Below are 23,132 nucleotides of genomic sequence, written 5' to 3' on the forward strand. Positions count from 1 at the left end.
GGCGCCGTCGTATACGAAAACCCCGATGAGTAAAAATCCCCCAGACACAAGGCCTGGAGGATGGGATTACGCATCATATGTTGTTGAGGATTAAAAGCTATTTCACCAGACCCAGCAAAATCTCGCGGATCAGCTTGGCCGCGACGATCTGCGTCTGTTCGGACGGATCGTAAACCGGGGCCACTTCAACCACGTCGGCGCCGACGATGTTCAGCTCGGAACCTGCGATAGCGTGAACGGCGGCAAGCAGTTCCTTGCTGGTGATACCGCCAGCTTCGGCCGTGCCTGTGCCCGGCGCCGCAGACGGATCGAGCACGTCGATGTCGATCGTCAGGTAAACCGGACGGCCCGCAAGCTCCGGCAGCACCTTCTTGAGGGGCTCCAGAACTTCGAACGGGTACAAGTTCAGGTTCTTGCGCGCGTATTCGAACTCTTCGCGCATACCGGAACGGATGCCGAACTGGTACACGTTCTTACCGCCGATAAGCTCGGCCGCCTTGCGGATCGGCGTCGAGTGGGACAGCGGCTCGCCTTCGTACTGCTCGCGAAGGTCGGCATGCGCATCGATGTGAATGAGCGCCAGATCCGGATACTTCGCGTACACTTCGCGGATGACCGGCCAGGATACGAGGTGCTCGCCGCCCATTCCGAGCGGGAACTTGCCGTCGCTCAGAAGACCGCGGACGTATTCGCCGATGATGTCCAGGCTGCGTCCCGCGTTGCCGAAAGGCAGCATCAGGTCGCCTGCATCGAAGTATTTCACTTCGTCGAGGCTTCTATCGAGATAGGGGCTGTATTCTTCCAGCCCGATGGAAACTTCGCGGATGCGTGCAGGGCCGAAGCGGGAACCCGGACGGAAGCTGACCGTGTAGTCCATAGGCATTCCGTAAAGTACGGCACGGGAGGACGCGTAGTCCTCGGAGGAGGCGATAAAAATGTTGCCGGAGTAAGCTTGATCTAAACGCATGCAGTCGTCGCACCTTTCTGTTCGGAAACGGTCCTTATTTTACGAGATCTTCAACGAATTTAGGCAGGGCAAACGCGGCCTTGTGAAGGCGCGGCGTGTAGTATTTCGTTTCAAATTCGGGAATCGACGCCTCTTCGACTTGAAGCGGATCGTATTTTTTGCTGCCCATGGTGAATGTCCAGAGACCGCTCGGGTAAGTCGGAATATTCGCGCCGTAAACACGGACGATCGGGAAGATCTCACGAACGTCGCGGTTAACCGTTTGAATCAGGTCCGCTTTGAACCAAGGGTTGTCCGTCTGCGCCACGAAAATGCCGTCTTCTTTAAGAGCATCGTAGATGCCCTGGTAGAAGCCTTTCGAGAACAGTTCCACGGCCGGTCCGACAGGCTCGGTGGAATCCACCATGATCACGTCGTATGTATTTTTGTGATCGTGGATATGCATGTAGCCGTCGTTGACGATCACTTCGACACGAGGGTTGTCCAGCTCGCCGGCAATCTCGGGAAGGTATTTCTTCGAATACTCGATTACTTTGCCGTCGATTTCAACCAGAACGGCTTTTTCCACTTTCGGGTGCTTAAGCACTTCACGGATGACGCCGCCGTCGCCGCCGCCTACAACAAGAACGTTCTTAGGGTTCGGGTGGGTAACCAGGGCCGGATGCGCAACCATTTCATGATAGACGAATTCGTCTCTTACGGTCGTCATGACCATGCCGTCCAGAACGAGCATGCGGCCCCATTCGGCTGTATCGATCATGGCCAGATCCTGAAAATCGGTTTTCTCGGTCACCAGCGTTTCTTTAATCTTGGCGGTGATGCCGAAGTCTTCCGTCTGTTTCTCTGTATACCAAAGTTCCATATTCCCAGCCTCTTTTCTTAAGTATAGTGATGTAAGGAGTGCATGCGGACAAGCCGAAAATGAGACCGACCGCTCCATTATTTCGTACTGAATAGTATCCTCATCATTGTACCACAAGCGGGTAAATCCATGCGCGGAATGAGCCTTGCGCCTTGAGGGTTTGCACACACAAATTGTATTATAGAGGATTGAACCCGAAATGCAAGAAATTTGCAGGACGGGCGGGCCGTTTTACGAAATTTTAGGAAGCGGGAGGAAAAATACCTGAATAGGGGCCGGAAAGCTTTTCCATACTGTGTAATATGCCGCTATTATCTATCCTAAAGCTTACGCTTGATCCCGCTAGGCCCGACAAGAAAGGAGAGTGAGGGACTCTTGGCCGATGAACAGAAAGAACCCGATAACAATGCCGCTCCCGACAAAAAGCCACAAGGTCCGGCGGATAAGAACTGGCCTCACCGTTTAAAACGGGGATTCGCTTTCTCCTTTACGACGTTTCTGGTCCTGTGCGTACTGGGAGGAGTATTCCTTCTCTACCTGCGCTCGCAGGCGCTTCCGGTCACGAAGATACTCCAGACGTCCCAAATTTTTGACGTTAACGGAACTTTAATCGATACGCTGGATTCCGGTCAAAACCGCAAGATCGTGCCGATCAGCGACATTTCCGTGTATGTGGTTAAAGCGACGCTCGCGATAGAAGATCAGAACTTCTACAATCATCCGGGTTTCGATGTCAAAAGCATAGCGCGCGCGGCCATCGTCAATCTGAAAAGCATGTCCAAGGTGCAGGGAGCCGGTACGATCACCCAGCAGCTGGCACGGAACTTGTATTTGAATCATGACCGTACCTGGACGCGTAAAATCAAAGAAACGGTGTACGCCGTGCAGATGGAGATGCAGTTGACCAAAGATCAGATCCTGGAAAGCTACCTGAATCAGATTTACTACGGCCATTCCACGTATGGAATCGAAGCGGCTTCCCAGCTGTTCTTCGGCAAGCATGCCAAGGACTTGTCCCTGGCGCAGAGCGCCATGCTCGTAGGCGTGCCGAAAGGGCCGAAATTTTATTCGCCCTACTATAACATGGAGAATGCGATGGACCGGAAAAACGTCGTGCTCCAGACGATGGCCAAAGAAGGCTTCATCACCCAACAGGAAGCTGACGCGGCCAAGCAGGAGAAGCTGACCGTCCAGCCTCTGGTGGAGAAAAAGCCTTCGCAGGCTCCTTACTTCCGCGACTATATCAAAACGCTGGCCGTGCAGAAGCTGGGCATTACGGAAGACCAGTTCGAACAAGGCGGCCTGAATATTTATACGACGCTGGATCTGAAGGCGCAGAAAATCGCGGAAGAACAGATGGCCAAGCAGCTTCCGAAAGAAAGCGAGATTCAAGGCGCCCTAATCTCGCTCGATCCGCGGACCGGCTACGTTAAGGCGATGGTAGGCGGCAAGGATTATGCAGCGAATCAGTTTAACCGCGTGTTCGCTACGACTCGCCAGCCAGGCTCCTCCTTCAAGCCGTTCGTCTACCTTACGGCTCTGCAGAACGGCTTTACGCCGCTCAGCACGGTCCGAAGCGAACCGACCGTCTTCAAGTACGATGAGGGCCGGCAGTCTTACACGCCCCGCAACTATAATGACCAGTACGAAAATGCGGACATCGACATGCGCCGGGCGATCGCCAAGTCGGACAATATTTTCGCGGTCGATACGATTCTGAAGGTCGGTCCCCAGAAGGTCATCGACAACGCGCGGAAGTTCGGCATCACGAGCGACTTGAAGCCGCTGCCCTCCCTCGCGCTGGGCACCTACCCGGTAAGCCCGTACGAGATGGCGGCCGCCTTCTCGGCGCTGGCCAACCAGGGAGTCCGCGTCGAGCCGACGGCCATTATCAAGATCGAAGATATGGCCGGCAGCGTCCTCTACCAGGCTGCGCCGAAAAGCGAACGCGTCGCCGATGCCGCGCCCGCTTACGTACTCACCCATATGATGGAGAGCGTATTCGAGGATGGCGGTACCGGCAGCCGGGTGGCCGCCACGATCAAGCGGCCCGTCGCGGGCAAGACGGGCACGACCGACGCCGACGCGTGGATGGTCGGCTATACGCCCGAGCTGGTCACCGCCGTCTGGGTCGGCTACGACAAAGGACGGGCGATCAACACGGCGGAATCGCATCTCGCCTCGCCCATCTTCGCCGGCTACACCGAAGCCGTCCTGGAGGCGATTCCGCCGAAGCTCTTCCCGGTGCCGGAGGGAGTCACGACCGTCTACATTGATCCGAAGAGCGGCAAGCTCGCCAATGAAGACTGTACGACCGGCGCGCGCAACGAGGCATTCCTCTCCGGCACGGAGCCGAAGGAGTACTGCACGAACCGTGCCGCCAAAGGCAAAGGGTTCGGCAGCGGAGCGCGCTCCTGGTGGGAAGATGTGAAGCGCTGGTGGAACGAGTAGCAGCAGAGGCAGGCAGCATCGTCATCCCGTATAAGGGATGACGGCCTGTCATGCGGCGTTCCGGCCGCTCCGCTTCCGGTAAGGCGGAAGCCCGGCGGAGGGAAACCCCGTGCGGGAACAAACGCCCGGGACCTCGCTCGGGAGCAATGGAGGAGTTCTTGGTTGACCACCTTCATGTGACGCCGTGCACCGCTCGCACCCGGAACTCGCGTGCGAGCAATAGAATTGTCCGGTCCCGCCATTGCTCGAAGTTTCAGCCTCTTCATTGGAAGAAATCATAAAAAGACGGATACGAGCCAAAGCCCGTATCCGTCTTTTTATTGTACGCCCCTATGACCGGCAGAGACCTTTCCGCAGCTTCTTTTATTGAAGGTTTTCCCAGCGGCGAAAGCTCTTTTAAAGGGAATAACCGGCAGCGGAGTCATTTATCTCCAACGCAAAAAGGCAGAACTAAGCGTCCTTAGTCTGCCTTTTTGCTGTCCTAGTATATGAGTGTAACATACACTAGTGTTAGTATACCCGCTTCCATTGGGTCTCACAATCCATGACACAATTTGTACACATTTTCCGTGAGGCTAGGCAAGCGCCTGTTTGAGCTCCTCGGAAGAGTGATTCCACCATTCCTCATTATGCTCGATCAAAGCCTTGCGCAGCGCGGCTTTTTCCGTTTCGTCCAGACCTTCTACCATGATCTTGCGCTTCATTGCGGCGTCCATCCGGTTCACGTGATCGGCGAGGATTTTCCAGCCTCTGCGCGCTTCCGTATCGATCAGCATCTCGCAAGCCGTCACTCCGGCGTAGAAAGTTCCTTCCGGGGAGCGGTCCACGGCCACCCATACGATCCAGCAGCGGCGTCCGTCCGGGACGTCTTCTTTGTTCGTCGAGAATTTGATCCGTTTCTCCACCTGGCTCTTCGCGTGCAGCGCGCCCATGTCGAGATAAGCTTCATCTCCGTCGATGATGAGGCTGGATACGTTGCTCAGATCAATCGAACCCGCTCCGAATCCTTTGTGATTCACCTTCGTGCTGACGATATTCAATGCCGCCGGTTTTTTCTTCGGTTCTTCTTTATGGGAATCCATGAAAGGCACCTACGCTTTCCTAGAAAAATAATTCTGCTCTTCTTCATTTATTTTAGCTAATAATCCCCGGAATGCAAACATATACATGCTGTAGATGCTTGTCAACGGGGTGAAAATCATGAAAGTAAAGATGGCCAACCGAAAAAAAGCCTGGCTCGTATCCGCGGCCGCCGCATTTCTGGGCGCAGCCTTCCTCGCCAATTCGCTCCTTTCTTCCCCTGAAGAAAGGACGGGCCAGACAAGCCGGGCCGTTCTGTCCGGGACCGCTCAGAATCCAGTCTCCCCGGTGAACGCGGAACCCTCTTCTTCAATCGGTCAACCGCCGGTGTCAGGAGAAGGTGTCCACCAGCCTCTCAGCAAGCGCATCGTCGAATATCACATCAATGTGGAATACAGCCCCGAAAACCAGAAGCTCCTCGGCCAACAGACCCTCACCTGGAAAAACCCGGGCAGTCAGCCTGTACAGGAACTGTACATGCATCTTTATCCGAACGCCTTCGCATCGGAAAAGACGACTTTTATGAAGGAATCCGGCGGCAAGCTGCGGGGAGACGAAGCCAAAAAAGGCAGCTTCGGCGATATGGAACTGCGCAGCATCAAGACCGAGGACGAAACCGACCTCAGCTCCGCGATGCAGTTCGTCCAGCCCGATGACGGAAACCCCGACGACCGGACGCTGATCAAGATTACGCTTCCGAAGCCCGTCGCCGCAGGAGCCGCCATTACGCTGCATACGGATTTTGCGGTCAAGCTTCCGCAAGTGTTCGCCCGCATGGGCGTAACGAAAGATTTCGTTATGGCCGGCCAGTGGTTTCCCAAGCTTGCCGTGTACGAGCCTGCCGGCACCCGGGGACGGACCGCGGAAGGCTGGAACCTGCACCAGTACCACGGCAATTCGGAGTTTTACGCGGACTTCGGCATTTTCGATGTCCGGGTGAAAGTCCCGGCGGATTACATCGTGGCCGCCACCGGTTTTCCGACCAAAAATCCGGTCGTCGAAGCCGGGAAGAAAACCTATCAGTTTTATGCGGATGACGTGCATGATTTCGCCTGGTCCGCTTCGCCCAACTTCAAGATGTTTGAAGAGCCCTATGCCGCTCCCAATTTGCCGGGGGTCAAGATCAAGCTGTACCTCGACCCCAAGCATGAACCGTACAAGTCCCGCTATATGATCGCCGCCAAAAAAGCGTTGAGCCGGTACTCCCAGTGGTATGGTACGTATCCGTACTCGACCTTATCCATCGTTGTGCCTCCTGAGGAAGCCAACGGGGCGGGCGGCATGGAATATCCCACGCTCGTTACCGCTTGGGGAGCCTCCGAGGGGACTCCCGACCTGGAACTCGAGCGCGTTGTCGTCCATGAGATCGGCCACCAGTTCTGGTACGGACTCGTCGCCAGCAACGAGTTCGAGGAAGCCTGGCTTGACGAAGGGTTCACTTCCTACACGGAGGATAAGCTGATGGAACTGGAATACGGGACGAAGCCCAACCTTCCGGTCGAATCCAGTTACATCACCGCTCCGGCTGCTCTGCAGAAAAATGCGTGGGGTTACCGCAGCCACGGCGAATACGCCGACAACGTGTATACCCGCGCCAAGCTGGTTCTCAAGGAAATCGAGCACCGGGTCGGGCTTAACACGATGGACCGTATTATGAAAACATACTTCCAGCGTTGGAAATTCAAGCATCCGGGCACCCGCGATTTTCAAACGGTCGTGGAGGAAATCACCAAAACGAAATGGACGGAGTTTTTCGATCAGTATGTATACGGCAGCATGATGACCGACTATGCGGTCGATAACATCCGCATCCGCCAGGCGAACGAGTCGGGACAGACGTTGTACGAAAGCAGCGTGCTGGTCCGCAAGTTCGGAGGCAATGTACCGGCTGTGCCGATCCGGTTCCATTTTGCCGACGGCTCGGCGACAGAGAAGGTCTGGGACGGACAGGGCGAGCAGATCGAGTACAAGCTGACCCATAAATCCCCGGTGGATTGGGTTTCTCTGGACCCCGCATACACCATGAAGCTCGAAAACCGGCATATCAACAACTATATGAAAACCGAAGTCGACACCACGTGGAGAATCCGCTGGACCCTCGGCGTCGTCAAACTGCTGGAAACGCTGTTCGATACTGTAGCCTGGTGAGGTGATGAGATGCTCCGCTATCTTCGACAAGGCTTGACGGCCGCCCTCAAGCAGCCGTTCGCCGTTTGCGTGCTGTATGTGTACCAGTTTGCCTGGGGGATTCTGCTTTATAAATGGGTCCAATCCATTATCGTCCCCCTGCTCCACCGTTATCCGGCAAGCGATCAGCCCCAGAGCGCCATTCATTTGTTCGTGGCGGAAAGCCAGTTCCGACTTGTAAAAACGGATCTCATCCAGCCGTATCTCGAATGGTTTCTCATTCTGCTGGCCGTCCGGATGCTGATTAGTCCCATGCTGAACGCAGGCGTCCTGTACTCTCTGGAACACCGGCAGATGAATGCGGGTTACCGGTTTATGAAAGGAATACGCGAGCTTCTGCTGCCCTTCTTCCTCTATTATCTTCTTCAAACGGTCCTGGTGCTTGCTCCGCTCTACTGGCTGGCTCCCAAAGCACTTGCTTTGTTCAACGAAGCCTACGCATTCGAGCAGCTTCTCCTGTCCCTGCTTCCTTGGGCGGCTCTCTATGCCGTGTATGCCCTGCTCATTCAGCTTATCTTCCTGTTCCTGCAGTTCGGCCGGGCCTCCGAGGATCGACGTGGACTTCTCGCGGTGCTTCCGGTCGTGTTCCGCCAAGGCTTGCGGATCACGTGCAATGCCCTGCTGCTCATCCTGCTCGGCTTCCTTCTTGCCGTTGCGGCTACTACCGCATCCTATGTGTGGGCAGGCTTGACGGCCCTCATTATCCACCAGATATACCCCCTGGTCCGCACCTTTGTCAAAATGTGGTCCATCGCGGCGCAGCGTGAAATCTGGGAAAGCTACCGGACCTAGAAATGCCCGTTATTCTGCCCGTAAGCCGGGAGGCAAAACAGACGCGTCTCAATCGTCGGACCGTCTTATCAGCCGTTCTCTTTCCGGATGGTTCCGGCGCGATATCCGTCTCCCCCTGCCGTTCACCGGCCAGGGGGGTTTTTAGTTTCCATTTGCGTTTTTTTCAGCTATCATGGAAAGATAGAAGATAAAAGGAGGCATTACCGATGATATCCCCACGGACAAGCACCGTCGTGGCGGCAGTAATTGGCCTTTGTGTCGCCGCCGGGTCGTTCTTTTACGGACAGTCCGACGTTAAAGCCAAAGAGGTTGTGGCGATCGGTCACGACGTCCGCATTTCCAATCAGGCATTCGACAAAATGAAAGCCGAAGTCGACCTGGCCTTTCAAATGCAGGGCGCTCAAAACAATTTGACCAACGATCAGCTGCTCGATCTGATGCTTAAGGACGAGCTCTTCGTCCGTTACGGCCAGAAGCGCGGCGTCAAAGTCAAGGAAGCCGAAGTGAAGCAGGCTGTCGATCAGCAGCGCAAAGCGCTGGAAGCAGCCGGCCCCGAAGCGGCTCAGTTGAAAGAGATGCTCTACAAAAGCGCCGGCTTGACCGAAGCGACCTACTGGACCGATCCTAAAACCGTCAACCAGTACGCCAAATATCTCCTCCAGCAAAAAACGATCGAGTATCTCGTCAAAAAAGGCGAGCTGAAAACGCAGGAAGACCTCAACGCCCTGCAGGAAAAACTGCTTGCCGAAACGAAACCGGGGCTGCGCGTGAAGTTTCCGGATCAACCGAAGACTTAGATTGCCTCTAAGCTGAAAGACATGGAAAACCCGCCCTCTTTATACAAGAAGGCGGGTTTTTTGATCTATTTTTTGCCCTGAAATCCGACTAAATAACTGCTTTTGAAACTTTTTTGTAACTATTTTTAGTTTTTTGGAAGGAATTTCTGGACCTATGGCGAATATTTAGTGTCGAACAGAAAAAGATTGCCGAATTTCTTCTTAGACGAAAAGGAAGAGAACGGGGGATCCACTCTGGGTGAATTGATCTTGCAACAAAGGGATCATAGGGGACACCTTCTACCGAACCCTCCAGCTAACCTCGTAGGCACAGGAAGGAGCAACACAGTTGAAGAAAGTCTTGTTGTTTGTTTTGAGCTTGACCCTGTTTTTGAGTGTGGAAATCGGCAGCGCATCCGCGAAGTCGACGCTCAGCTCCACGATTGACGGATTGGTAGGGACGCCTTACAAGTATTCGGGCACATCGACCAGCGGTTTTGATTGCTCGGGCTTCACGTCCTACGTATTCGACCGGTTCGGCGTTGATCTGGCACGCACTTCAAAAGCACAGAACGGCCAAGGATCCTCGGTTGCGAAAAGCGATCTGAGACCGGGTGACCTGGTATTTTTTAACACCGACGGAAAAGGCATCTCCCATGTAGGTATTTACATCGGGAACAACAAGTTCGCCCACTCCGCCACGAACAAAGGTGTTACAAAGAGTGACTTGAGCGAATCTTACTATGCGAAACGATACGTTTCTGCACGCCGCGTTATCGGCGATGACCTTTTTAACAAGATCACTGCAGACTAGTAAGACGCACTCGTAATGGAACGCAGCATATACCCGAAAGGGAGCCCCGTAATCCAGGTTGCCGCCTGGCTTGCCGGGCTTCTTTTCATTTGCGCCGGTTTTCCTGTTACTATGAAGTTAGACGAAAAAGCAAGGAGCGTCCCTTCATTATGATCCTTTTTATTCATCGCAAAGATTTGCGGATTGATGACATGACTGCGTTTGATTACATTCACAGCTTGGGGCGTCCAAGCCTGCACATCCTGATTCTGGACCCTTTCCTTCTGCGCGACGGCCGGGAGCGGGAACACAGCGGAGTCAACTTCCTCCGTCACGTCTCCAGGCTGATCCGCGAATACCGGAAAGCGGGCGCGCATCTGGAGGTGCTTGCCGGCGAGCCTCATGCCGTGGTGGATCATCTGCTGGCCGAGCTCCCCATTGAAGAAATCGTCCTGCACGGCGACGTTACGCCCTATGCATTAGTACGTGACCGCAAACTGAAGGTTTCAGCTTCCGCCCGCGGCGTTCCGGTTACTACGCTGATCGACCATACTCTCGCCGATTTCGGGGATTTCCAGCACTTTGCGGAGCGCAGCACTCCTTACCAAGTATTTACCCCTTTTTATAAAAAATGGAACGCTTACATGCACCTTTTTTTCCGGCCGTCGTCGGCCGTCACCGTGCGCGATTTGCAGACACGGCCGCTGCCGGACCGCGAAGCCTGGTCCGCGCGATTTCCGCTTCCGCTGGACCCGGAAGCGGCCGGCACGGCGCCTGATCCCGCTCAGACTCTGAGCGGCTTTCTCGAAGGAGGTCTCCGCGCTTATGAAGCGCAAAGAGACCGGTACGCCTTCGAGACGACCAGCGGGATCAGCCGCCACCTGAACACCGGCGCGCTCTCCGTGCGCCGGGCGTATGAAGCCGCTCTCGGCAGCGAGCGGCACGAAGCCTGGACGCGCCAGCTGGCGTGGCGCGACTTCTACCTGTACCAGGCCGTCTATAACCCGGATTTCTTCGTCTACGAGAAGAAATTCGATTTCTCCGGCCTGGAGGACACGCTCTTCGAGCGGTGGTGCCGGGGGCAGACCGGCATTCCGGTCGTGGATGCGGCCATGGCGGAGCTGAACGCCACGGGGCACATGCCGAACCGGCTGCGGATGGTGACGGCCATGTTCCTGACCAAGAACCTGCGCTGTCCCTTCACGCTGGGTGAGCGGTATTTCCGGCGCAAGCTCGCCGATTACGACAACGTGCTCAACCGGGGCGGCTGGCTGTGGAGCGCTTCGCTCGGCTTCGACGCGTCTCCGTACTTCCGGGTGATGAACCCCGTCACGCAGTCGGAGACCCATGATCCGACGGGGATGTACATCCGGCGGTGGCTTCCCCGGCTCGCTCATCTGAGCGATAAGGAAATTCACAAGCCGCAGACGGACGCGATCGTCGATCTGAAGAGCTCCCGCGCCGCAGCGATCGAGATTTACAAGCAAATGCTGGCGGAAGCCAAACCTGCTGTCGGCCCGGGTCCGGCCGGAGCTTCCCGAAATGACTGCCCCCCTGTTTAAAGCTTCGTTCTTCGGGTAAATAGAAGTACGAGGTGATAAACATGGAAAATCCAATGGTGAAATGCAGCATTGCCAACTGCGAATACTGGGAGCAGGGCAATAACTGCAATGCGGAAGTTATTATGATCGAAGTAAACGCTCATTCGAACAAGCCACAACCGCAAGAACGGGACGGTCTGCCTTACGATTCCGGGCATCAGGATTCCGCCGAGGGCATCACCGACACCTGCTGTCAAACTTTCGAGGAACGTCATCATCACTAATTCAATCGAACTTTTCATTAAAAAATGAAAATGCCGACAGCAGAGGAACCGTAGAGTTCCCCTACTGTCGGCTTACAAAAATAATCCCGCTGAGCCAGCGGGTGATTAAGGCCGGACAGGCTTCATGCTGTCCGGCTTTTTTCGTGTGGAACGCTCCGCTTACTACCCCAGCCTTCTACGGGTCCCCTACCCTTTATCACTTACCAGCCGAGATCCAGTTTCTTTCCAGTCTCCACAAACGTTTTGATGGTGCTCAGCAGCATCCACCATGCGGAGTCCGTCTTCTCGTAGGATGGATGATTTTCAACCCACTCATCGTTGATCAGGGTCAGCTTGGTGCAGCCGCCGACCGGCTCCAGCTTAATGGTTACCCGCGTAGTGATATCCGCATGATTCGGATAATACGAAGGACCGGGATGTTCGATGTAACTTAGGACGCGGTTCGGCTCGTATTCCAGCACTTCTCCGTAAATGTGGACCGTCTGCTCGCCGTCATTGCCGGGTCCGATAAACCGGATAGATTCACCGGGGACATAAGAAGAATCGATCACACAGTCGAAAAAGATTTTACGGGTTTTTTCCGGCGTTACGAAAACATCCCACACCTGCTCCGGGCTGCCGTCGATATAAAAATGATAAGTAAGATCCATTGAAAATTCCTCCCTAGCCTAGTGTCGGCGTCTTGTGATAGCTTGTCTGTTTTGCTACCATCAACTTTACAGGGCCACGGCGCAAACGGATTGTAAAAAAGCGACATCTTCCCTGAGACTTCATCTGGAACGGAGGCGGCTCCGCATGAAACCCGAAGAGAATCCGGCCGTCATCAACAAAGGCATTTTAAATTATGAGATTGGCCGGCAAAAGTTCACCATTTCCCGAAGATTGCCCGCTCCGGAGCTGGCTTTTTTTATCCGGCATTACTGGCTGATTCATTGGGACTTGAGAGGACTTCCTTCCCATACCCAGGAGGTGATCCAGCCTCCCTGCTTTAATCTGGTCTTCGAAAGAAACAACACGCGGATCTACGGGACGAATAAAGGGAAAACATCGCAGCTTCTTGAGGGCCAAGGAGAAGTATTCGGCGTTTTGTTCCGGCCGGGCGGATTTTATCCGTTTTACCGGCGTCCGGCTTCGGAGTTGGTTAACCGCAGCCTGGCTTTCCGGGAGGTTTTCGGTATAAGCAGCCTTCCGCTGGAAGAGGCCATTTTCTCCAAACCGGATGAAGATGCGAAGGTAAGCTTCGTGGATGACTTTTTCAATAGAGAGCGGCCCCCGGCTGACGAACAAATCGAAATCGTCAATTCGGTGATCGATTATATTGCGGGACACAGGGAAATCAACCGGGTTGAGGACGTTGGAGCCAGGTTCGGCATTTCCTTAAGAACGATGCAGCGGTTGTTCAGCCAGTATGTCGGTGCCAGCCCGAAATGGGTGATCAAGAGATACCGGCTGCAGGATGCCGCTCTAATGGCGGATGCGGGAGGATCGCCGGACTGGTCGAAGCTCGCGGTAGATCTGGGCTATTACGACCAGGCTCATCTTATTAAAGATTTCAAAACGGTTGTCGGCAAATCTCCGGAGGAGTACGTGCGCAGCAAGCAAGGTTAACCCTGAAAAGCTTTCATGGGAAAATATAACGGCCTGCTGCCGACCTGCACATCGGGCAAATCAGCGATTTAAAATATTCGTGGAGTCTGAATGCTTGAATTAGTCTGTTTTCCGCAAAAGCGAGAGCTTAACAGAAACATGCCGATCTTCCGTCAACAGAGCCTCAGGAACGCCGAAAAGGCCGCATGGATACTTTGCGTATCTCATGCAGCCTTTTAGAGAGAAGATCCCTCAAGATTCGGGCGGAATAATCCCGGCTACCGATTAATTTTTGTACAGCTTGCCGTGCCAGTTAATAAAATTGTTCACGACCACGTTGAGAAACTCAATAGTAGGCTCGTGATGCAGGTTGCCGTCTTTATCGATTTTTTCATGGACAAGACCTACGTACACTTCGTTGCCGGGGAGCAGTACAGAAGAAATGCCGGGCGAGAACAGAATGTCGCGTAGATTCTCCTGTGCGCGCACAGTGCCCAGAGTTCCCATCGAAGCGCCCATGATCCAGGATGGCTTGCCGATCATCACGCGGTCCCCGCGTGACAGCCAGTCGAGGGCATTTTTCAGCACGCCGGGGATCGAGTAATTATACTCGGGCGTAACCCAAAGCACGGCGTCGGCGCCCGCAATTTTGCTGCGGAAATCCAGCACCGACTGCTCCGGATTCAGCTCGATATCTTCGTTGTAAAACGGCAGATCGTTCACTCTGACAATTTCCACGTCGAGCCGATCTTTGAAGGTTTTTTGCACATACTCCGCAAGCTTCAAGTTATATGAGTTTTTGCGGTTGCTTCCGATAACTGCTGCGATTTTCATAAGCGAACCCTCCGATATAGTTTTTTAGTTGCTATATCAACCAAAAGATGAACAGGAGCGCAAGACGGGCTACCGCTTACGCACATTCTCGCGGATCTTTGTAAGAAGCCTCTTCAGCTCAGCTGTCTCTTCAGCCGTAAAGCCTGCTCTAAGATGCTGTTTCATATGGCTGCTGATCTCTTCCACGCTTGCTTTTAACGCCCGTCCCTCATCGGTCAAATACACTTCAATCGAGCGGCGGTCGCCTGTACTGGGAGTACGGCGGATAAAGCCTTTGTTCTCCAGACTGGCAAGCATTCGCGTAATACCCGATTTATCTTTGCTGAGACGTTCCGCGATCTCGTTCTGTGACAAGCCCTCCTGCCTCAGTAGAAGCGCGATCACCAGATGCTGTTCGGGAGCAAGCTGCATGGGAGCCAGCCGTTTCTTCAAGTAGCTGGTAATCTCCAAATCCGCCATATGGATCATCAAACCGATATGCTCTTCCATGTCCCGTTCCATTCGTTCACCCTGATCACATTAGTTGTTATATCAACAATCACAAGTTTATTATCTTAAATGCCGGGGGGATTGTCAAGGGCAGCGGAACTGGTACAGGCCGGTTTTGGATAAATTGGATAAATTTAAACTCAACCTTGATACTAACGGAAAATTGTCCGACGATGGTTTGTAGGGGAACAGACAATCCGCGCACATGCTTAAAGCCTTTGAATCCCAATTAGCGACTTGAAAGAGTGATGTAATTTGAATAGGAAGAAAAACACAAAGAGCCTTCGCAACGTTAAGGGGATGGATATCCCTGGCTCACCGGAGTGGACCGTTCAGCTTGACGATAAGCTGCTGGAAGAATATGAGCGGATAAGTGAACGTTACCGACCAAGCGTCGAACTCAAGCCCATTGATGAGAATAACTGGTATGACTGCACCGAGCTTGAAGTTACGGACGAGCAGAAGAACGTATTTCCTGTTCCGATTGTATATTGGCTGGCAGAGTCCGCTTATTGCGGGTTTACTCCTCTAGCCGTGTATACCGGAGAAGAATTAATCGGATTTGCGGTCTACGCCGTCGACCCTGACGATGGGAGCTACTGGATTATGGCCTACATGATCGATCATAAATTCCAGCATAAAGGCTTGGGACGATCCGGCATGGAAGAGCTGGTACGTTATATCCATGAAAAGCACGGCTGCGATAAAATCGTACTCGGGCATCGGGCCGAAAACGAACGTGCAGCCCATTTATATGCTTCAATAGGTTTTGAAGAAGTTTCCCGGGACGGCATCGAAATTATACGGGAATTGCGCTTTTGATTCGTAACGGGATTTCGGAAGCGACCTTCACAGCTATAAGTATACCGTTCGAACTGTTTTTGCAGTTGTTCAAGCCTGTGAAGAAGCGGGTCTTTACTAAAAACGTTGTATATCTCCGCTACGCTTCTATAAGCAGGCTCTTGTAACATTCTACTTTATTTCTCCTTGATTGTTTGGTCTGTTTGAAGCCCACTCAGTCGCTCTTACCATTAATTTGCTAACAAATAACTCCTTGCCTTCTTGATACTTATACGTGTCGTCCGGGAACATTTCAGCCAGGCTTATTTTCAATTCACCGTATTTTTTAGCTTCTTCAGGATGGGCGAGTAAGTATCCTTTGAAATCCAAATGCTTTTTAATGTTTATATTGCCGGCAGCATAGGTATGTACGTGATGGGTTCTCTTATAGCCACCCTTTGTAAAATATCTTCTTCCTTCAATCCCTCGCTCCCCTCGGGGGGCATACCCCAGTTCGGCCATTTCATTAACGTGTGAGTCGACTATACTAATATCCCTCACAACAACTAATAGGTCTATAATCGGTTTTGCATAACCAATATAGGGAACTGATGTGCTTCCAATATGATAAGTATCGAGAATACTGTCACCAAAAATTCGTCTTATTTCCTTTGCTTCTATAGAAAACATCTCATCCCATTTCTCAGTCCAAGCAGATATTATCGTTTTTCGCATAAACCCTCCTTAGATTTAAGTTCTCTTTCAGCATGAAACTTGCCTGTTTGTCAGACAACTGCTTTCCTCCACCTCTTGTTTGCAAACTGTTGAACGGAAACGCAAAAAAAAGACCGCAACAGCCCGCCCCTCGGCAGTCTGTCACAGCCCTCTCAACCCGCAGCCGCGATAACCTGCGGCCTATTCCTCGTCCCCCGTCGCCACCGGATTGTCCGCGTAGCTGACCCAATCGCTCCAGCTCCCCGCGTACAGCTTCACGCCCGGGATTCCAGCTTCCGCCAGTGCGAGCACGTTCGGGCAGGCGGTGACGCCGGAGCCGCAGTACACGATCAGCTCTTCCGCATTCTCCAGCCCGCGGAACCTCTCCTTCTGCTCCTCGGCGCTCCGCCAGGAGCCCTGCGCGTCGAGCGCGTCCTTCCAGAAGCGGTTCCGCGCGCCCGGGATGTGTCCCGCCACCGGGTCGATCGCTTCCTGCTCGCCGCGGTAGCGGGCTCCCTCGCGCGAATCGATCAGGATGGTGTCCTTCCCGCCCAGCTTCGCCTTCACCTCGTCCATGCTCGCCAGCATGTGCCGCTGAACCTTCGGCGAGAAGGTCGCCGGGCTTGCTTGCGGAGTCTCGGCCGTTACGGGGTAACCGGCCGCCTTCCACTGCGAATAGCCGCGGTCAAGCACGTAAACGCGCTCATGACCGAGAAAGCGCAGCATCCACCACAGCCTCGCTGCCATCGCTCCGCCCTGGTCGTCATAAGCGACGACCGTTTTGGATGCGTCGACTCCGATTGCACTCGCGCGCATAGAGAAAGCGCCGAGGTCCGGCAGAGGATGGCGGCCGCCATGCTCCCGCTTCTCGCCGGACATGTCTTCCTCCAGATCCACGTAGAAAGCACCGGGGATATGGTCGATGCTGTAGTCCTGGCGGCCGCTCCACGGCTCACCCAGCGCAAACCGGCAGTCCGCGATCAGAAGATCGGGGTCCTGCAGGTGTTCGTTAAGCCATTCCAAACTAACAATATTCCGCATCCGAATCAATGTCCTCCCCGCCCTAGCAGGCTGCATAATGAGTTTAAAACCGAAGGGCGGAGCGGGAAGAACCGGCCCCTCTCCGGCAAATCGCAGCCGTCCCGGCTATGGAACCGGCCGACAGCCTAGTCTCCTACACCGATGACAGGCTTGATGGAGTAAGGGTACCATTCTTCTCGTTCTCCGCCCATTTTCTCATAAAACTTCTGGGCATTCTCATTGGCCTTGGACGTTTCCCAAAGCATCGCCACATAGCCATTATAAGCGGCATACTGGTTGCATGCACGGAACAATTTGGTGCCGACGCCCTGAATCCGGCATTTCTCCGTTACGAAAAGGTCGTTCATAATGACGACTTTGCCCGTGCGGAGCGTACTATATGTAAAATATAAGGTGGCGAAACCGACTAACTCCCCGTCGTACACGGCGACGAATTGCGTACCTGCTTTCTTTTCCAACAAGACATCCAACAGATTCTCCAACTTTTCCTCTTCCGGACGCGGATATTGATAAAAATCATAAATATAAGTGTTCATCAACCCACGGAGAGCATCACGGTCGTTCAGCTCCGCCTCGCGTATTTCCACACGGCTCATACACAACCTCCTCTTCTAACCCTTAGTATTCCTTAAATTCCCATTCCTGTCACTTGATTTTTATCGACAAAAAATGTAGGATTTCTTTTTGCCCTTATAGACAAGGTATTTTATAATAGAGATAATAAACGGGGATAAGTATAAGTTTACCATATGGAACCCTATAAGAAAAATATCTATAGCGGTATATGATTTAGATCTAAATATTTATTTAGAATCCTATGCCCGGTAAAGGAGATGGATCATGCCCGAACAGGGTTATCTTGAGATGGAACAGTCCTTCAGACAGCTCTTGAGGAAATTGTCCAATGAATGGACGAAGTACGTCGATCGCTCTTTTTCCAAATCGCAGTTTCTTATTCTGGAAAAGCTGGTCAAAGAAGGACCCCAGAAAGTGTCGAGCCTGGCGGACGCGTTGTTTATTACGGCGGGAGCTATCACGGGAATGTCGGACAAACTGATTGCCGGGGGTTATGCGGAACGGATACGGACGGAAGAAGACCGTCGTGTCGTGTTCCTGGATGTTACCGATAAAGGCCGTGAGATGGTAAAAGTAATGAGCGAATATCGGCTCGGCATTATCAAGCGTATGATGCAGGGCTTAACCGACGAAGACACGACCAACATGTCGCGGATTTTCGCCCATATGATCGACAACCTCGATAAGGCAGAAGAAACGGCAGATTAGCTTGGCAATGCCTGTCCCCCCTGCGCAAGCGGCTGCACTTCCGAATATTTTACACAAAATAACGGCCTATTCCTTCATGCTAACCGCCGGGGATAAGGGGCCGTTTTTACTTTTATACCGGAATTATCGCGGATTCTCTTCCCATTCACAGCATTCGTTTCCGAAACTTGTTCTTAGTCTGTATAAGGTTAAGTTCAAACCTGTTCTAATACAGAATTCTGTTCTATAATAGACCCAATCCTATTTTAACCAAAGGCGGACAAAACATGACTCATGCAACCTCATGGCGCGTGCGCCCTTTTACCGAAACCGATGGAAAGGCCATCTGCACCTGGTCCTATCCCGCCCCCTACAGCGTATACAATTGGCCCTCCTGGGAAGAACTTTCAGCGAGAGCGGAAGAATTCGCCGATCCCGATATCCGTGAAAAACAGTATGCGGCCATTGTCGACGAACGGGACGAGTTGTGCGGGTTTGCGCAATTTTTCCCTCTGACAGGCGTGACCCGCCTCGGACTCGGAATCCGTCCGGATCTGTGCGGACAGGGACTCGGGCCTTCCTACGTGGAATGCCTGGTTGCCGAAGCACGCAGACGGAATCCCGGCAACGAAATTGACTTGGAAGTACTCGTGCGCAACGAGCGTGCCATTAAAGCTTACATCCGGGCGGGTTTTGCCATCACGGATACGTACGAGCGGATGACGCCAACCGGCATGGCTATGATGCACTGTATGGTTCACGGAGCGGAGCCGGCGTAAGCTTATCCGGTTACGGCTTCCGACAATCTCCTCGGCGGCCTTTCTTTTGGCATGGGCCTGCGCTACCCTGTTATGATAGCGTTTACAAATAAGCGGACGCCTTCGTTGCATACCGGATATAGAAGCTGTACATTATAAACGATCTGTAACCTGTTGTCCGGCAAGGGAGGGGGGAATTAAGGCCCCCCTCCCTTCTTGCTTTCTAACGGGACCGGTCTCCACAAGTCCGCAAGCTGCACTAGACGCCCCTTTTCAGCCGGGAAGCGGGAACCCAGGCGTCTTTCTCGTACCCCCGCACTTCCCAGTACCCGATATGCTCGTCGCGGATCAGCTCGATGCTTTGAAGCCACTTAACCGATTTGTAGGCGTACATACTCGGGACGATCAGGCGTACAGGACCTCCAAGCTGCTGCGGGATGGGTTTGCCGTCCATGAGCAGCGCGACTAGCACTTCATCCATGGAAGCCTGATCCAAGCTGAGGCAGTCGGTATAAACGCCGTCACCGGAGATGAACTTCACGAATCCGGCTCCGGGCTGTACCCCTGCCCGGCCGAGCAGCTCGGACAGCCGGATGCCCTCCCAGGTCACGCTGTTCACCGACCAGCCGGTCACGCAGTGAAAGTCGCTGACCTGGACGAGGCGTTCCATCTGCTGCAGCTCCTCCCAGGTGAACCGGAGCGGCTTGTCGACCATTCCCGACACGCTGAACGCCCAGTTGTCGGAAGAGAACGCGGGGATTTCCGTGACCGTGTAAATCCGGAAATCCCCCTTCGCCCCGCCGCCGATGGGAGGCGACGAGTCCGCCAGCGGCACGGGGGCGGGAAGCATGCGGTTCGCATCGGCGCGCACCGCCTCTTCCAGCCCTCCCCCGCCGAAGAGATTGCCGCGCGCCCACCTGACGAACGATGGGCCGATCACGGCCGCGAGCACCGCCGCCGCGCCCAGCTTCAGGAAGGCGCCGCGTGTCAGGCGCCTTCCCAGCGACTCGCTCCACGCGCTCGCTTGAGTCGCCGCTCCGCCCGCATCGCGCGTCTCGTCGCGGAAAACGGCTCCCGTATCCGCGCGGAGAATAGGCTGCGGCACCTCCGCCCGGGCATGTGCCGCTTCGGCTGCCGGTGCAGCCCCGCTCGGCGCGGACGCCGATGCGGACCGCTCCGCGCTGCGCTTCTTCACCCAGCGGCTGCGGGTGACGGAGTGGTAGAGCAGATACGGCACGCCTACCCACGTAAAAGCATCGTGGATGAACAGGGCCGTATTGCTCCACACCGGCGGCAGGCTGCGGAACTGCCACAGGATGACGCCGCTGACTATCCAGCCGGCCGTAAACACCAGCACGCCGGCGAGATTGCCCTGCTGCCCGGCTTTCCTGCGCTTGCGCAGCTGCCCCGCATGCTTGGGGAGCAGAGGCACGTACAGCGCCAGCAGGAGGATGGAGAAGACGCCGAGCCAGATGTGCCCCTGCTTCAGCACCACACGCAGAGCTCCTAGGCCGCCGCGGATCCAGCCGATGCTGAGCACGATGCCGGTCAGGGCCAGAATAAGCGTGACCCAGGCATTCCAGGCGTGCAGACGGGTCAGCTTTTTGCCGAATCCGGCCGACAGCCAGTTGTTCTTACGTTCCATACCGACCTGCTCCTCCCGCTTCATAGTTAACATGATTAACTTTTTTTCATGTGAATGGTTTTTCTTCTATTTTAACAAACGGCCATGCCTTCCCACAAAAAGAGACCGCAACACAGCGGTCCTCTATCTATCCATCCAGTCGGAACCGGAAGCTAAACTACGGGAAGCACACCATCGTATTGTACCGCTGAAGTAAAATCAAGATCTGTGAGACCGCCGGCATCATGCGTGCTGAGCTGCATCGTTACCCGTCTGTCGTCCACTTTGATAAAGGGATGATGCTTTAGAGTCTCTGCCACATCGGCCACACGGCGGACAAAATCAATGGCCGTTTTGAAGTCATGGCATTCATAGGTTTTCTCGATGGTGCGCTCATCCCGCAAATTCCAGCCGTTCAAACCGGCCAGCTTCACAGCCACCTGATCGTACGAAAGCTTGTTTGCAGCAGCCATTGTGTTCCCTCCTTTTCCCTCTATGCAGAAATACCCTCCAGGAAAGGAATTCGAATCTCGATTTGCACACCTTTTCCACGTTCGGTATCCATATGAAACTCCCCGTTCATCAGCAGCACCCTCCCCTGCATCTGATCGAGCCCGATGCCCGCTCCCGAAATAATCCGGTTCTTGCGGTTCAGCTCTTTTAACTGGGGTTCGAACCCGACGCCGTCGTCCTCATAAAACAGACTAATGATGCTGTTCTCCTCCACCAGCCGGATCGTGACGTGCTCGGCCTGCGAGTGCTTCTTCGCATTATTGAGCAGCTCCTGGATCACCCGGAACAGATGCTTCTTCCTTTCAACCTCCAGCAGCTCGATCTGACCCGTGCAGTCCGCGATAAAATCAACCTGAAATTCGCTGTAGGAACTCTCCACATCGACCAGTTTGCGGATACTGCCGACCAGCCCTGTCTTTTGCAGCACGTAAGGGTTCAGCTCGAAACAGCTCTGCCGCAAATTTTCGTTAATCAAATCGATATGCGTGAGAATCCCCGTCAGCTGCCCGTACTCGTCCGTCATTTTTGGGAAACGTTGAAGAATCGGGTACAGCCTTCTTTTGAGCAGGAAAAGATCCTGCATCGTCGTATCGTGCAAGTCCATCGCAATGCGGATGCGCTCCTTCTCCTGGATGTCGTACATCGTTTTGCGGAGCCACACAAATTCCGGCGTCGCCTCCTCGTTCGGGATGTTAGCCATGAGTTCGTACATTTTCAGCGTCAGCTTGCGGATCAGGTATACGTTCTCCAGACTTGCGGACAAGTAAGTCACGATTAAATTGATCCAGTGCCGGTCCTCTTGGCCGAGATGGGTGTTGGACTTTTTGCCCGTTATTATTAAGAAACTGCAATACTCTTCATGTTTATTAATTTCAAATGAAGTATATTTATCGACCCTGCACTTTTCATTTTCCATTAGAGACCTCAGATCACTTTCGTCTATATCTCCCGACGTAATGACTTGTACTCCATCCACTCCCACAAACATGATTGCAGCCCCGTGTATATCCAGGGTATTTACAATATCATTCAGAATAATTTCCTTTAGAGCGCTAAAATTCGTTATTGAACCAAGAGATTTTGATATTTTCTTTAATGATTTTTTTAAAAAGTATTTGCGCGGAAACATGAATCTTTCTAACTTTGTCGTAAGATATTCCATTGAGTAAGCAAAAATAGCAAATATGAATAAAATAACTATGAACATATAAGTAATTTGCACCCAACGAATTGGTTGGTGATCTAGAAAAATAACCGTAGCAACAGTTAAAGCAGCAGGCAGAACAGACACCAGAATAGTAAACAGAATTCTTCGAAGGTATAAGTCAATATCATAAAGTTTTTTTGATAAAATGAGGTAAGCAAAAGACATCGGGAAAATAAGTATAAACCAACTACTATAAAATGAATTAACAAGCTCAATCCCCATAAATAACATGGGTAGAAACGACAAGAAAGAAAAGGGGGCAAAACTTAAAAGGAAAGCGTATAAAATGCTTTTGATAAGAAAGCGCATATGAGGTTGTTTTTTTAACTGGCGATAAGCTTCAACAAGGAAATAGATATTAAAAAATATTCCGGCTAAAAAGATCGGTATTACCGTGGATTCTCCATATTCGTAATAAAAATAAGCCGTATTTTCATTAAAATATAGCATTCTTAGAAATGCCGCTATTCCGGTTATTATATATAATAGTTTTAAAAAAATACCCGGAAATACGACAGCTTCTCTTTCTTTGAAAAAAGTTGTAAGAAATTTTAAAAATGTTATTGGAACCACTAAAATAACGGTCGTT

General features: G+C 53.0%; 23 protein-coding genes and 1 riboswitch. Of the genes, 11 read left to right on the forward strand and 12 right to left on the reverse strand.

The annotated features are described in order from the left end of the window. Window positions 1-97: 97 nt before the first annotated feature. The gene (gene speB / locus AC58P5_RS27420) at window positions 98-967 is read right to left on the reverse strand and encodes an agmatinase (protein WP_497392198.1); all 870 of its coding nucleotides are present in this window, start codon (window positions 965-967) and stop codon (window positions 98-100) included. A 34-nt stretch (window positions 968-1,001) separates the two neighbouring features. Continuing rightward, window positions 1,002-1,829, reverse strand: coding sequence for a polyamine aminopropyltransferase (gene speE, locus AC58P5_RS27425; RefSeq protein ID WP_009671582.1), 828 nt, complete (start codon window positions 1,827-1,829; stop codon window positions 1,002-1,004). A gap of 375 nt (window positions 1,830-2,204) precedes the next feature. Here speE and AC58P5_RS27430 point away from each other — a divergent pair, with 375 nt between their 5' ends. Beyond that, window positions 2,205-4,280: a transglycosylase domain-containing protein gene (locus AC58P5_RS27430; protein ID WP_497392200.1), complete on the forward strand. Its 2,076-nt coding sequence runs from the start codon at window positions 2,205-2,207 to the stop codon at window positions 4,278-4,280. A gap of 575 nt (window positions 4,281-4,855) precedes the next feature. Here AC58P5_RS27430 and AC58P5_RS27435 read toward each other — a convergent pair. After that, window positions 4,856-5,362 carry a YwhD family protein gene (locus tag AC58P5_RS27435; RefSeq protein ID WP_497392202.1) on the reverse strand — a complete coding sequence of 169 codons (507 nt, stop codon included), beginning with the start codon at window positions 5,360-5,362 and terminating at the stop codon, window positions 4,856-4,858. Window positions 5,363-5,480: 118 nt separating this feature from the next. On the opposite strand from AC58P5_RS27435, the gene AC58P5_RS27440 reads away from it, so the two are divergent. The 6 genes from AC58P5_RS27440 (at window position 5,481) to AC58P5_RS27465 (ending at window position 11,733) form a co-directional block, all read left to right on the forward strand. Then, window positions 5,481-7,508: a M1 family metallopeptidase gene (locus AC58P5_RS27440; protein ID WP_497392204.1), complete on the forward strand. Its 2,028-nt coding sequence runs from the start codon at window positions 5,481-5,483 to the stop codon at window positions 7,506-7,508. Between the two features lie 9 nt (window positions 7,509-7,517). After that, window positions 7,518-8,339, forward strand: a complete 822-nt coding sequence (locus tag AC58P5_RS27445) for a hypothetical protein (protein ID WP_497392206.1) — start codon at window positions 7,518-7,520, stop codon at window positions 8,337-8,339. 206 nt (window positions 8,340-8,545) lie between these two features. Then, window positions 8,546-9,136, forward strand: coding sequence for a SurA N-terminal domain-containing protein (locus tag AC58P5_RS27450; RefSeq protein ID WP_497392208.1), 591 nt, complete (start codon window positions 8,546-8,548; stop codon window positions 9,134-9,136). 177 nt (window positions 9,137-9,313) lie between these two features. Further along, window positions 9,314-9,461, forward strand: a riboswitch (cyclic di-AMP (ydaO/yuaA leader). Between the two features lie 3 nt (window positions 9,462-9,464). Then, window positions 9,465-9,929 (forward strand): C40 family peptidase, encoded by a 465-nt coding sequence (locus AC58P5_RS27455; RefSeq protein ID WP_103997967.1) that lies wholly within the window; start codon window positions 9,465-9,467, stop codon window positions 9,927-9,929. Between the two features lie 149 nt (window positions 9,930-10,078). Continuing rightward, entirely contained in the window at window positions 10,079-11,470 is a 1,392-nt protein-coding gene (locus tag AC58P5_RS27460) for a cryptochrome/photolyase family protein (RefSeq protein ID WP_497392210.1), read from the forward strand. Window positions 11,471-11,511: 41 nt separating this feature from the next. After that, entirely contained in the window at window positions 11,512-11,733 is a 222-nt protein-coding gene (locus AC58P5_RS27465) for a DUF1540 domain-containing protein (protein WP_497392212.1), read from the forward strand. 200 nt (window positions 11,734-11,933) lie between these two features. On the opposite strand, the gene AC58P5_RS27470 is transcribed toward AC58P5_RS27465, so the two are convergent. Further along, complete coding sequence (locus AC58P5_RS27470; RefSeq protein ID WP_497392214.1) at window positions 11,934-12,383, reverse strand: SRPBCC domain-containing protein; 450 nt, start codon at window positions 12,381-12,383, stop codon at window positions 11,934-11,936. Window positions 12,384-12,528: 145 nt separating this feature from the next. Between AC58P5_RS27470 and AC58P5_RS27475 the strand changes: the two genes are divergently transcribed. Continuing rightward, window positions 12,529-13,341, forward strand: coding sequence for a DUF6597 domain-containing transcriptional factor (locus AC58P5_RS27475; protein ID WP_497392216.1), 813 nt, complete (start codon window positions 12,529-12,531; stop codon window positions 13,339-13,341). Window positions 13,342-13,605: 264 nt separating this feature from the next. Here AC58P5_RS27475 and AC58P5_RS27480 read toward each other — a convergent pair whose 3' ends face one another. Both AC58P5_RS27480 and AC58P5_RS27485 read right to left on the reverse strand, forming a co-directional pair. After that, window positions 13,606-14,154: an NADPH-dependent FMN reductase gene (locus AC58P5_RS27480; RefSeq protein ID WP_497392218.1), complete on the reverse strand. Its 549-nt coding sequence runs from the start codon at window positions 14,152-14,154 to the stop codon at window positions 13,606-13,608. 69 nt (window positions 14,155-14,223) lie between these two features. Further along, window positions 14,224-14,655, reverse strand: a complete 432-nt coding sequence (locus tag AC58P5_RS27485) for a MarR family winged helix-turn-helix transcriptional regulator (protein ID WP_497392220.1) — start codon at window positions 14,653-14,655, stop codon at window positions 14,224-14,226. Window positions 14,656-14,943: 288 nt separating this feature from the next. Here AC58P5_RS27485 and AC58P5_RS27490 point away from each other — a divergent pair, with 288 nt between their 5' ends. Continuing rightward, complete coding sequence (locus AC58P5_RS27490; RefSeq protein ID WP_497392222.1) at window positions 14,944-15,465, forward strand: GNAT family N-acetyltransferase; 522 nt, start codon at window positions 14,944-14,946, stop codon at window positions 15,463-15,465. Window positions 15,466-15,615: 150 nt separating this feature from the next. On the opposite strand, the gene AC58P5_RS27495 is transcribed toward AC58P5_RS27490, so the two are convergent. From AC58P5_RS27495 to AC58P5_RS27505, 3 genes are all read right to left on the reverse strand, one after another. Beyond that, window positions 15,616-16,158 carry a GrpB family protein gene (locus AC58P5_RS27495; RefSeq protein WP_497392224.1) on the reverse strand — a complete coding sequence of 181 codons (543 nt, stop codon included), beginning with the start codon at window positions 16,156-16,158 and terminating at the stop codon, window positions 15,616-15,618. Between the two features lie 180 nt (window positions 16,159-16,338). Next, complete coding sequence (locus AC58P5_RS27500; RefSeq protein ID WP_497392226.1) at window positions 16,339-17,178, reverse strand: sulfurtransferase; 840 nt, start codon at window positions 17,176-17,178, stop codon at window positions 16,339-16,341. A 125-nt stretch (window positions 17,179-17,303) separates the two neighbouring features. Next, window positions 17,304-17,774, reverse strand: coding sequence for a GNAT family N-acetyltransferase (locus tag AC58P5_RS27505; RefSeq protein ID WP_497392229.1), 471 nt, complete (start codon window positions 17,772-17,774; stop codon window positions 17,304-17,306). Window positions 17,775-18,018: 244 nt separating this feature from the next. Here AC58P5_RS27505 and AC58P5_RS27510 point away from each other — a divergent pair, with 244 nt between their 5' ends. Both AC58P5_RS27510 and AC58P5_RS27515 read left to right on the forward strand, forming a co-directional pair. Next, a complete protein-coding gene (locus AC58P5_RS27510) occupies window positions 18,019-18,462 on the forward strand; it encodes a MarR family winged helix-turn-helix transcriptional regulator (RefSeq protein ID WP_497392231.1) in 444 nt (147 codons plus the stop codon). Between the two features lie 266 nt (window positions 18,463-18,728). Continuing rightward, window positions 18,729-19,220, forward strand: coding sequence for a GNAT family N-acetyltransferase (locus AC58P5_RS27515; protein WP_497392233.1), 492 nt, complete (start codon window positions 18,729-18,731; stop codon window positions 19,218-19,220). A gap of 238 nt (window positions 19,221-19,458) precedes the next feature. Here AC58P5_RS27515 and AC58P5_RS27520 read toward each other — a convergent pair whose 3' ends face one another. The 3 genes from AC58P5_RS27520 to AC58P5_RS27530 all read right to left on the reverse strand — a co-directional run bounded on the left by AC58P5_RS27520 (window position 19,459) and on the right by AC58P5_RS27530 (window position 22,324). Beyond that, on the reverse strand, window positions 19,459-20,844 hold the full coding sequence (locus tag AC58P5_RS27520) for a molybdopterin-dependent oxidoreductase (RefSeq protein WP_497392235.1): 1,386 nt from the start codon (window positions 20,842-20,844) through the stop codon (window positions 19,459-19,461). A 152-nt stretch (window positions 20,845-20,996) separates the two neighbouring features. Then, entirely contained in the window at window positions 20,997-21,296 is a 300-nt protein-coding gene (locus AC58P5_RS27525; protein ID WP_497392237.1) for a 4a-hydroxytetrahydrobiopterin dehydratase, read from the reverse strand. A 20-nt stretch (window positions 21,297-21,316) separates the two neighbouring features. Then, the gene (locus tag AC58P5_RS27530; RefSeq protein ID WP_497392239.1) at window positions 21,317-22,324 is read right to left on the reverse strand and encodes a sensor histidine kinase; all 1,008 of its coding nucleotides are present in this window, start codon (window positions 22,322-22,324) and stop codon (window positions 21,317-21,319) included. Window positions 22,325-23,132 lie beyond the last annotated feature (808 nt).

Source organism: Paenibacillus sp. JT31N7, assembly GCF_059692095.1.

Coding starts and splice junctions, on each gene's coding strand:
- AC58P5_RS27505 (WP_497392229.1), bottom strand. CDS start 17,774: ATGAGCCGTGTGGAAATACGCGAGGCGGAGCTGAACGACCGTGATGCT.
- AC58P5_RS27525 (WP_497392237.1), bottom strand. CDS start 21,296: ATGGCTGCTGCAAACAAGCTTTCGTACGATCAGGTGGCTGTGAAGCTG.
- AC58P5_RS27530 (WP_497392239.1), bottom strand. CDS start 22,324: ATGTTTGTGGGAGTGGATGGAGTACAAGTCATTACGTCGGGAGATATA.
- AC58P5_RS27490 (WP_497392222.1), top strand. CDS start 14,944: ATGGATATCCCTGGCTCACCGGAGTGGACCGTTCAGCTTGACGATAAG.
- AC58P5_RS27495 (WP_497392224.1), bottom strand. CDS start 16,158: ATGCGAAAAACGATAATATCTGCTTGGACTGAGAAATGGGATGAGATG.
- AC58P5_RS27460 (WP_497392210.1), top strand. CDS start 10,079: ATGATCCTTTTTATTCATCGCAAAGATTTGCGGATTGATGACATGACT.
- AC58P5_RS27435 (WP_497392202.1), bottom strand. CDS start 5,362: ATGGATTCCCATAAAGAAGAACCGAAGAAAAAACCGGCGGCATTGAAT.
- AC58P5_RS27450 (WP_497392208.1), top strand. CDS start 8,546: ATGATATCCCCACGGACAAGCACCGTCGTGGCGGCAGTAATTGGCCTT.
- AC58P5_RS27470 (WP_497392214.1), bottom strand. CDS start 12,383: ATGGATCTTACTTATCATTTTTATATCGACGGCAGCCCGGAGCAGGTG.
- AC58P5_RS27445 (WP_497392206.1), top strand. CDS start 7,518: ATGCTCCGCTATCTTCGACAAGGCTTGACGGCCGCCCTCAAGCAGCCG.
- AC58P5_RS27480 (WP_497392218.1), bottom strand. CDS start 14,154: ATGAAAATCGCAGCAGTTATCGGAAGCAACCGCAAAAACTCATATAAC.
- AC58P5_RS27475 (WP_497392216.1), top strand. CDS start 12,529: ATGAAACCCGAAGAGAATCCGGCCGTCATCAACAAAGGCATTTTAAAT.
- AC58P5_RS27515 (WP_497392233.1), top strand. CDS start 18,729: ATGACTCATGCAACCTCATGGCGCGTGCGCCCTTTTACCGAAACCGAT.
- speE (WP_009671582.1), bottom strand. CDS start 1,829: ATGGAACTTTGGTATACAGAGAAACAGACGGAAGACTTCGGCATCACC.
- speB (WP_497392198.1), bottom strand. CDS start 967: ATGCGTTTAGATCAAGCTTACTCCGGCAACATTTTTATCGCCTCCTCC.
- AC58P5_RS27510 (WP_497392231.1), top strand. CDS start 18,019: ATGCCCGAACAGGGTTATCTTGAGATGGAACAGTCCTTCAGACAGCTC.
- AC58P5_RS27500 (WP_497392226.1), bottom strand. CDS start 17,178: ATGCGGAATATTGTTAGTTTGGAATGGCTTAACGAACACCTGCAGGAC.
- AC58P5_RS27485 (WP_497392220.1), bottom strand. CDS start 14,655: ATGGAACGGGACATGGAAGAGCATATCGGTTTGATGATCCATATGGCG.
- AC58P5_RS27520 (WP_497392235.1), bottom strand. CDS start 20,844: ATGGAACGTAAGAACAACTGGCTGTCGGCCGGATTCGGCAAAAAGCTG.
- AC58P5_RS27440 (WP_497392204.1), top strand. CDS start 5,481: ATGAAAGTAAAGATGGCCAACCGAAAAAAAGCCTGGCTCGTATCCGCG.
- AC58P5_RS27465 (WP_497392212.1), top strand. CDS start 11,512: ATGGAAAATCCAATGGTGAAATGCAGCATTGCCAACTGCGAATACTGG.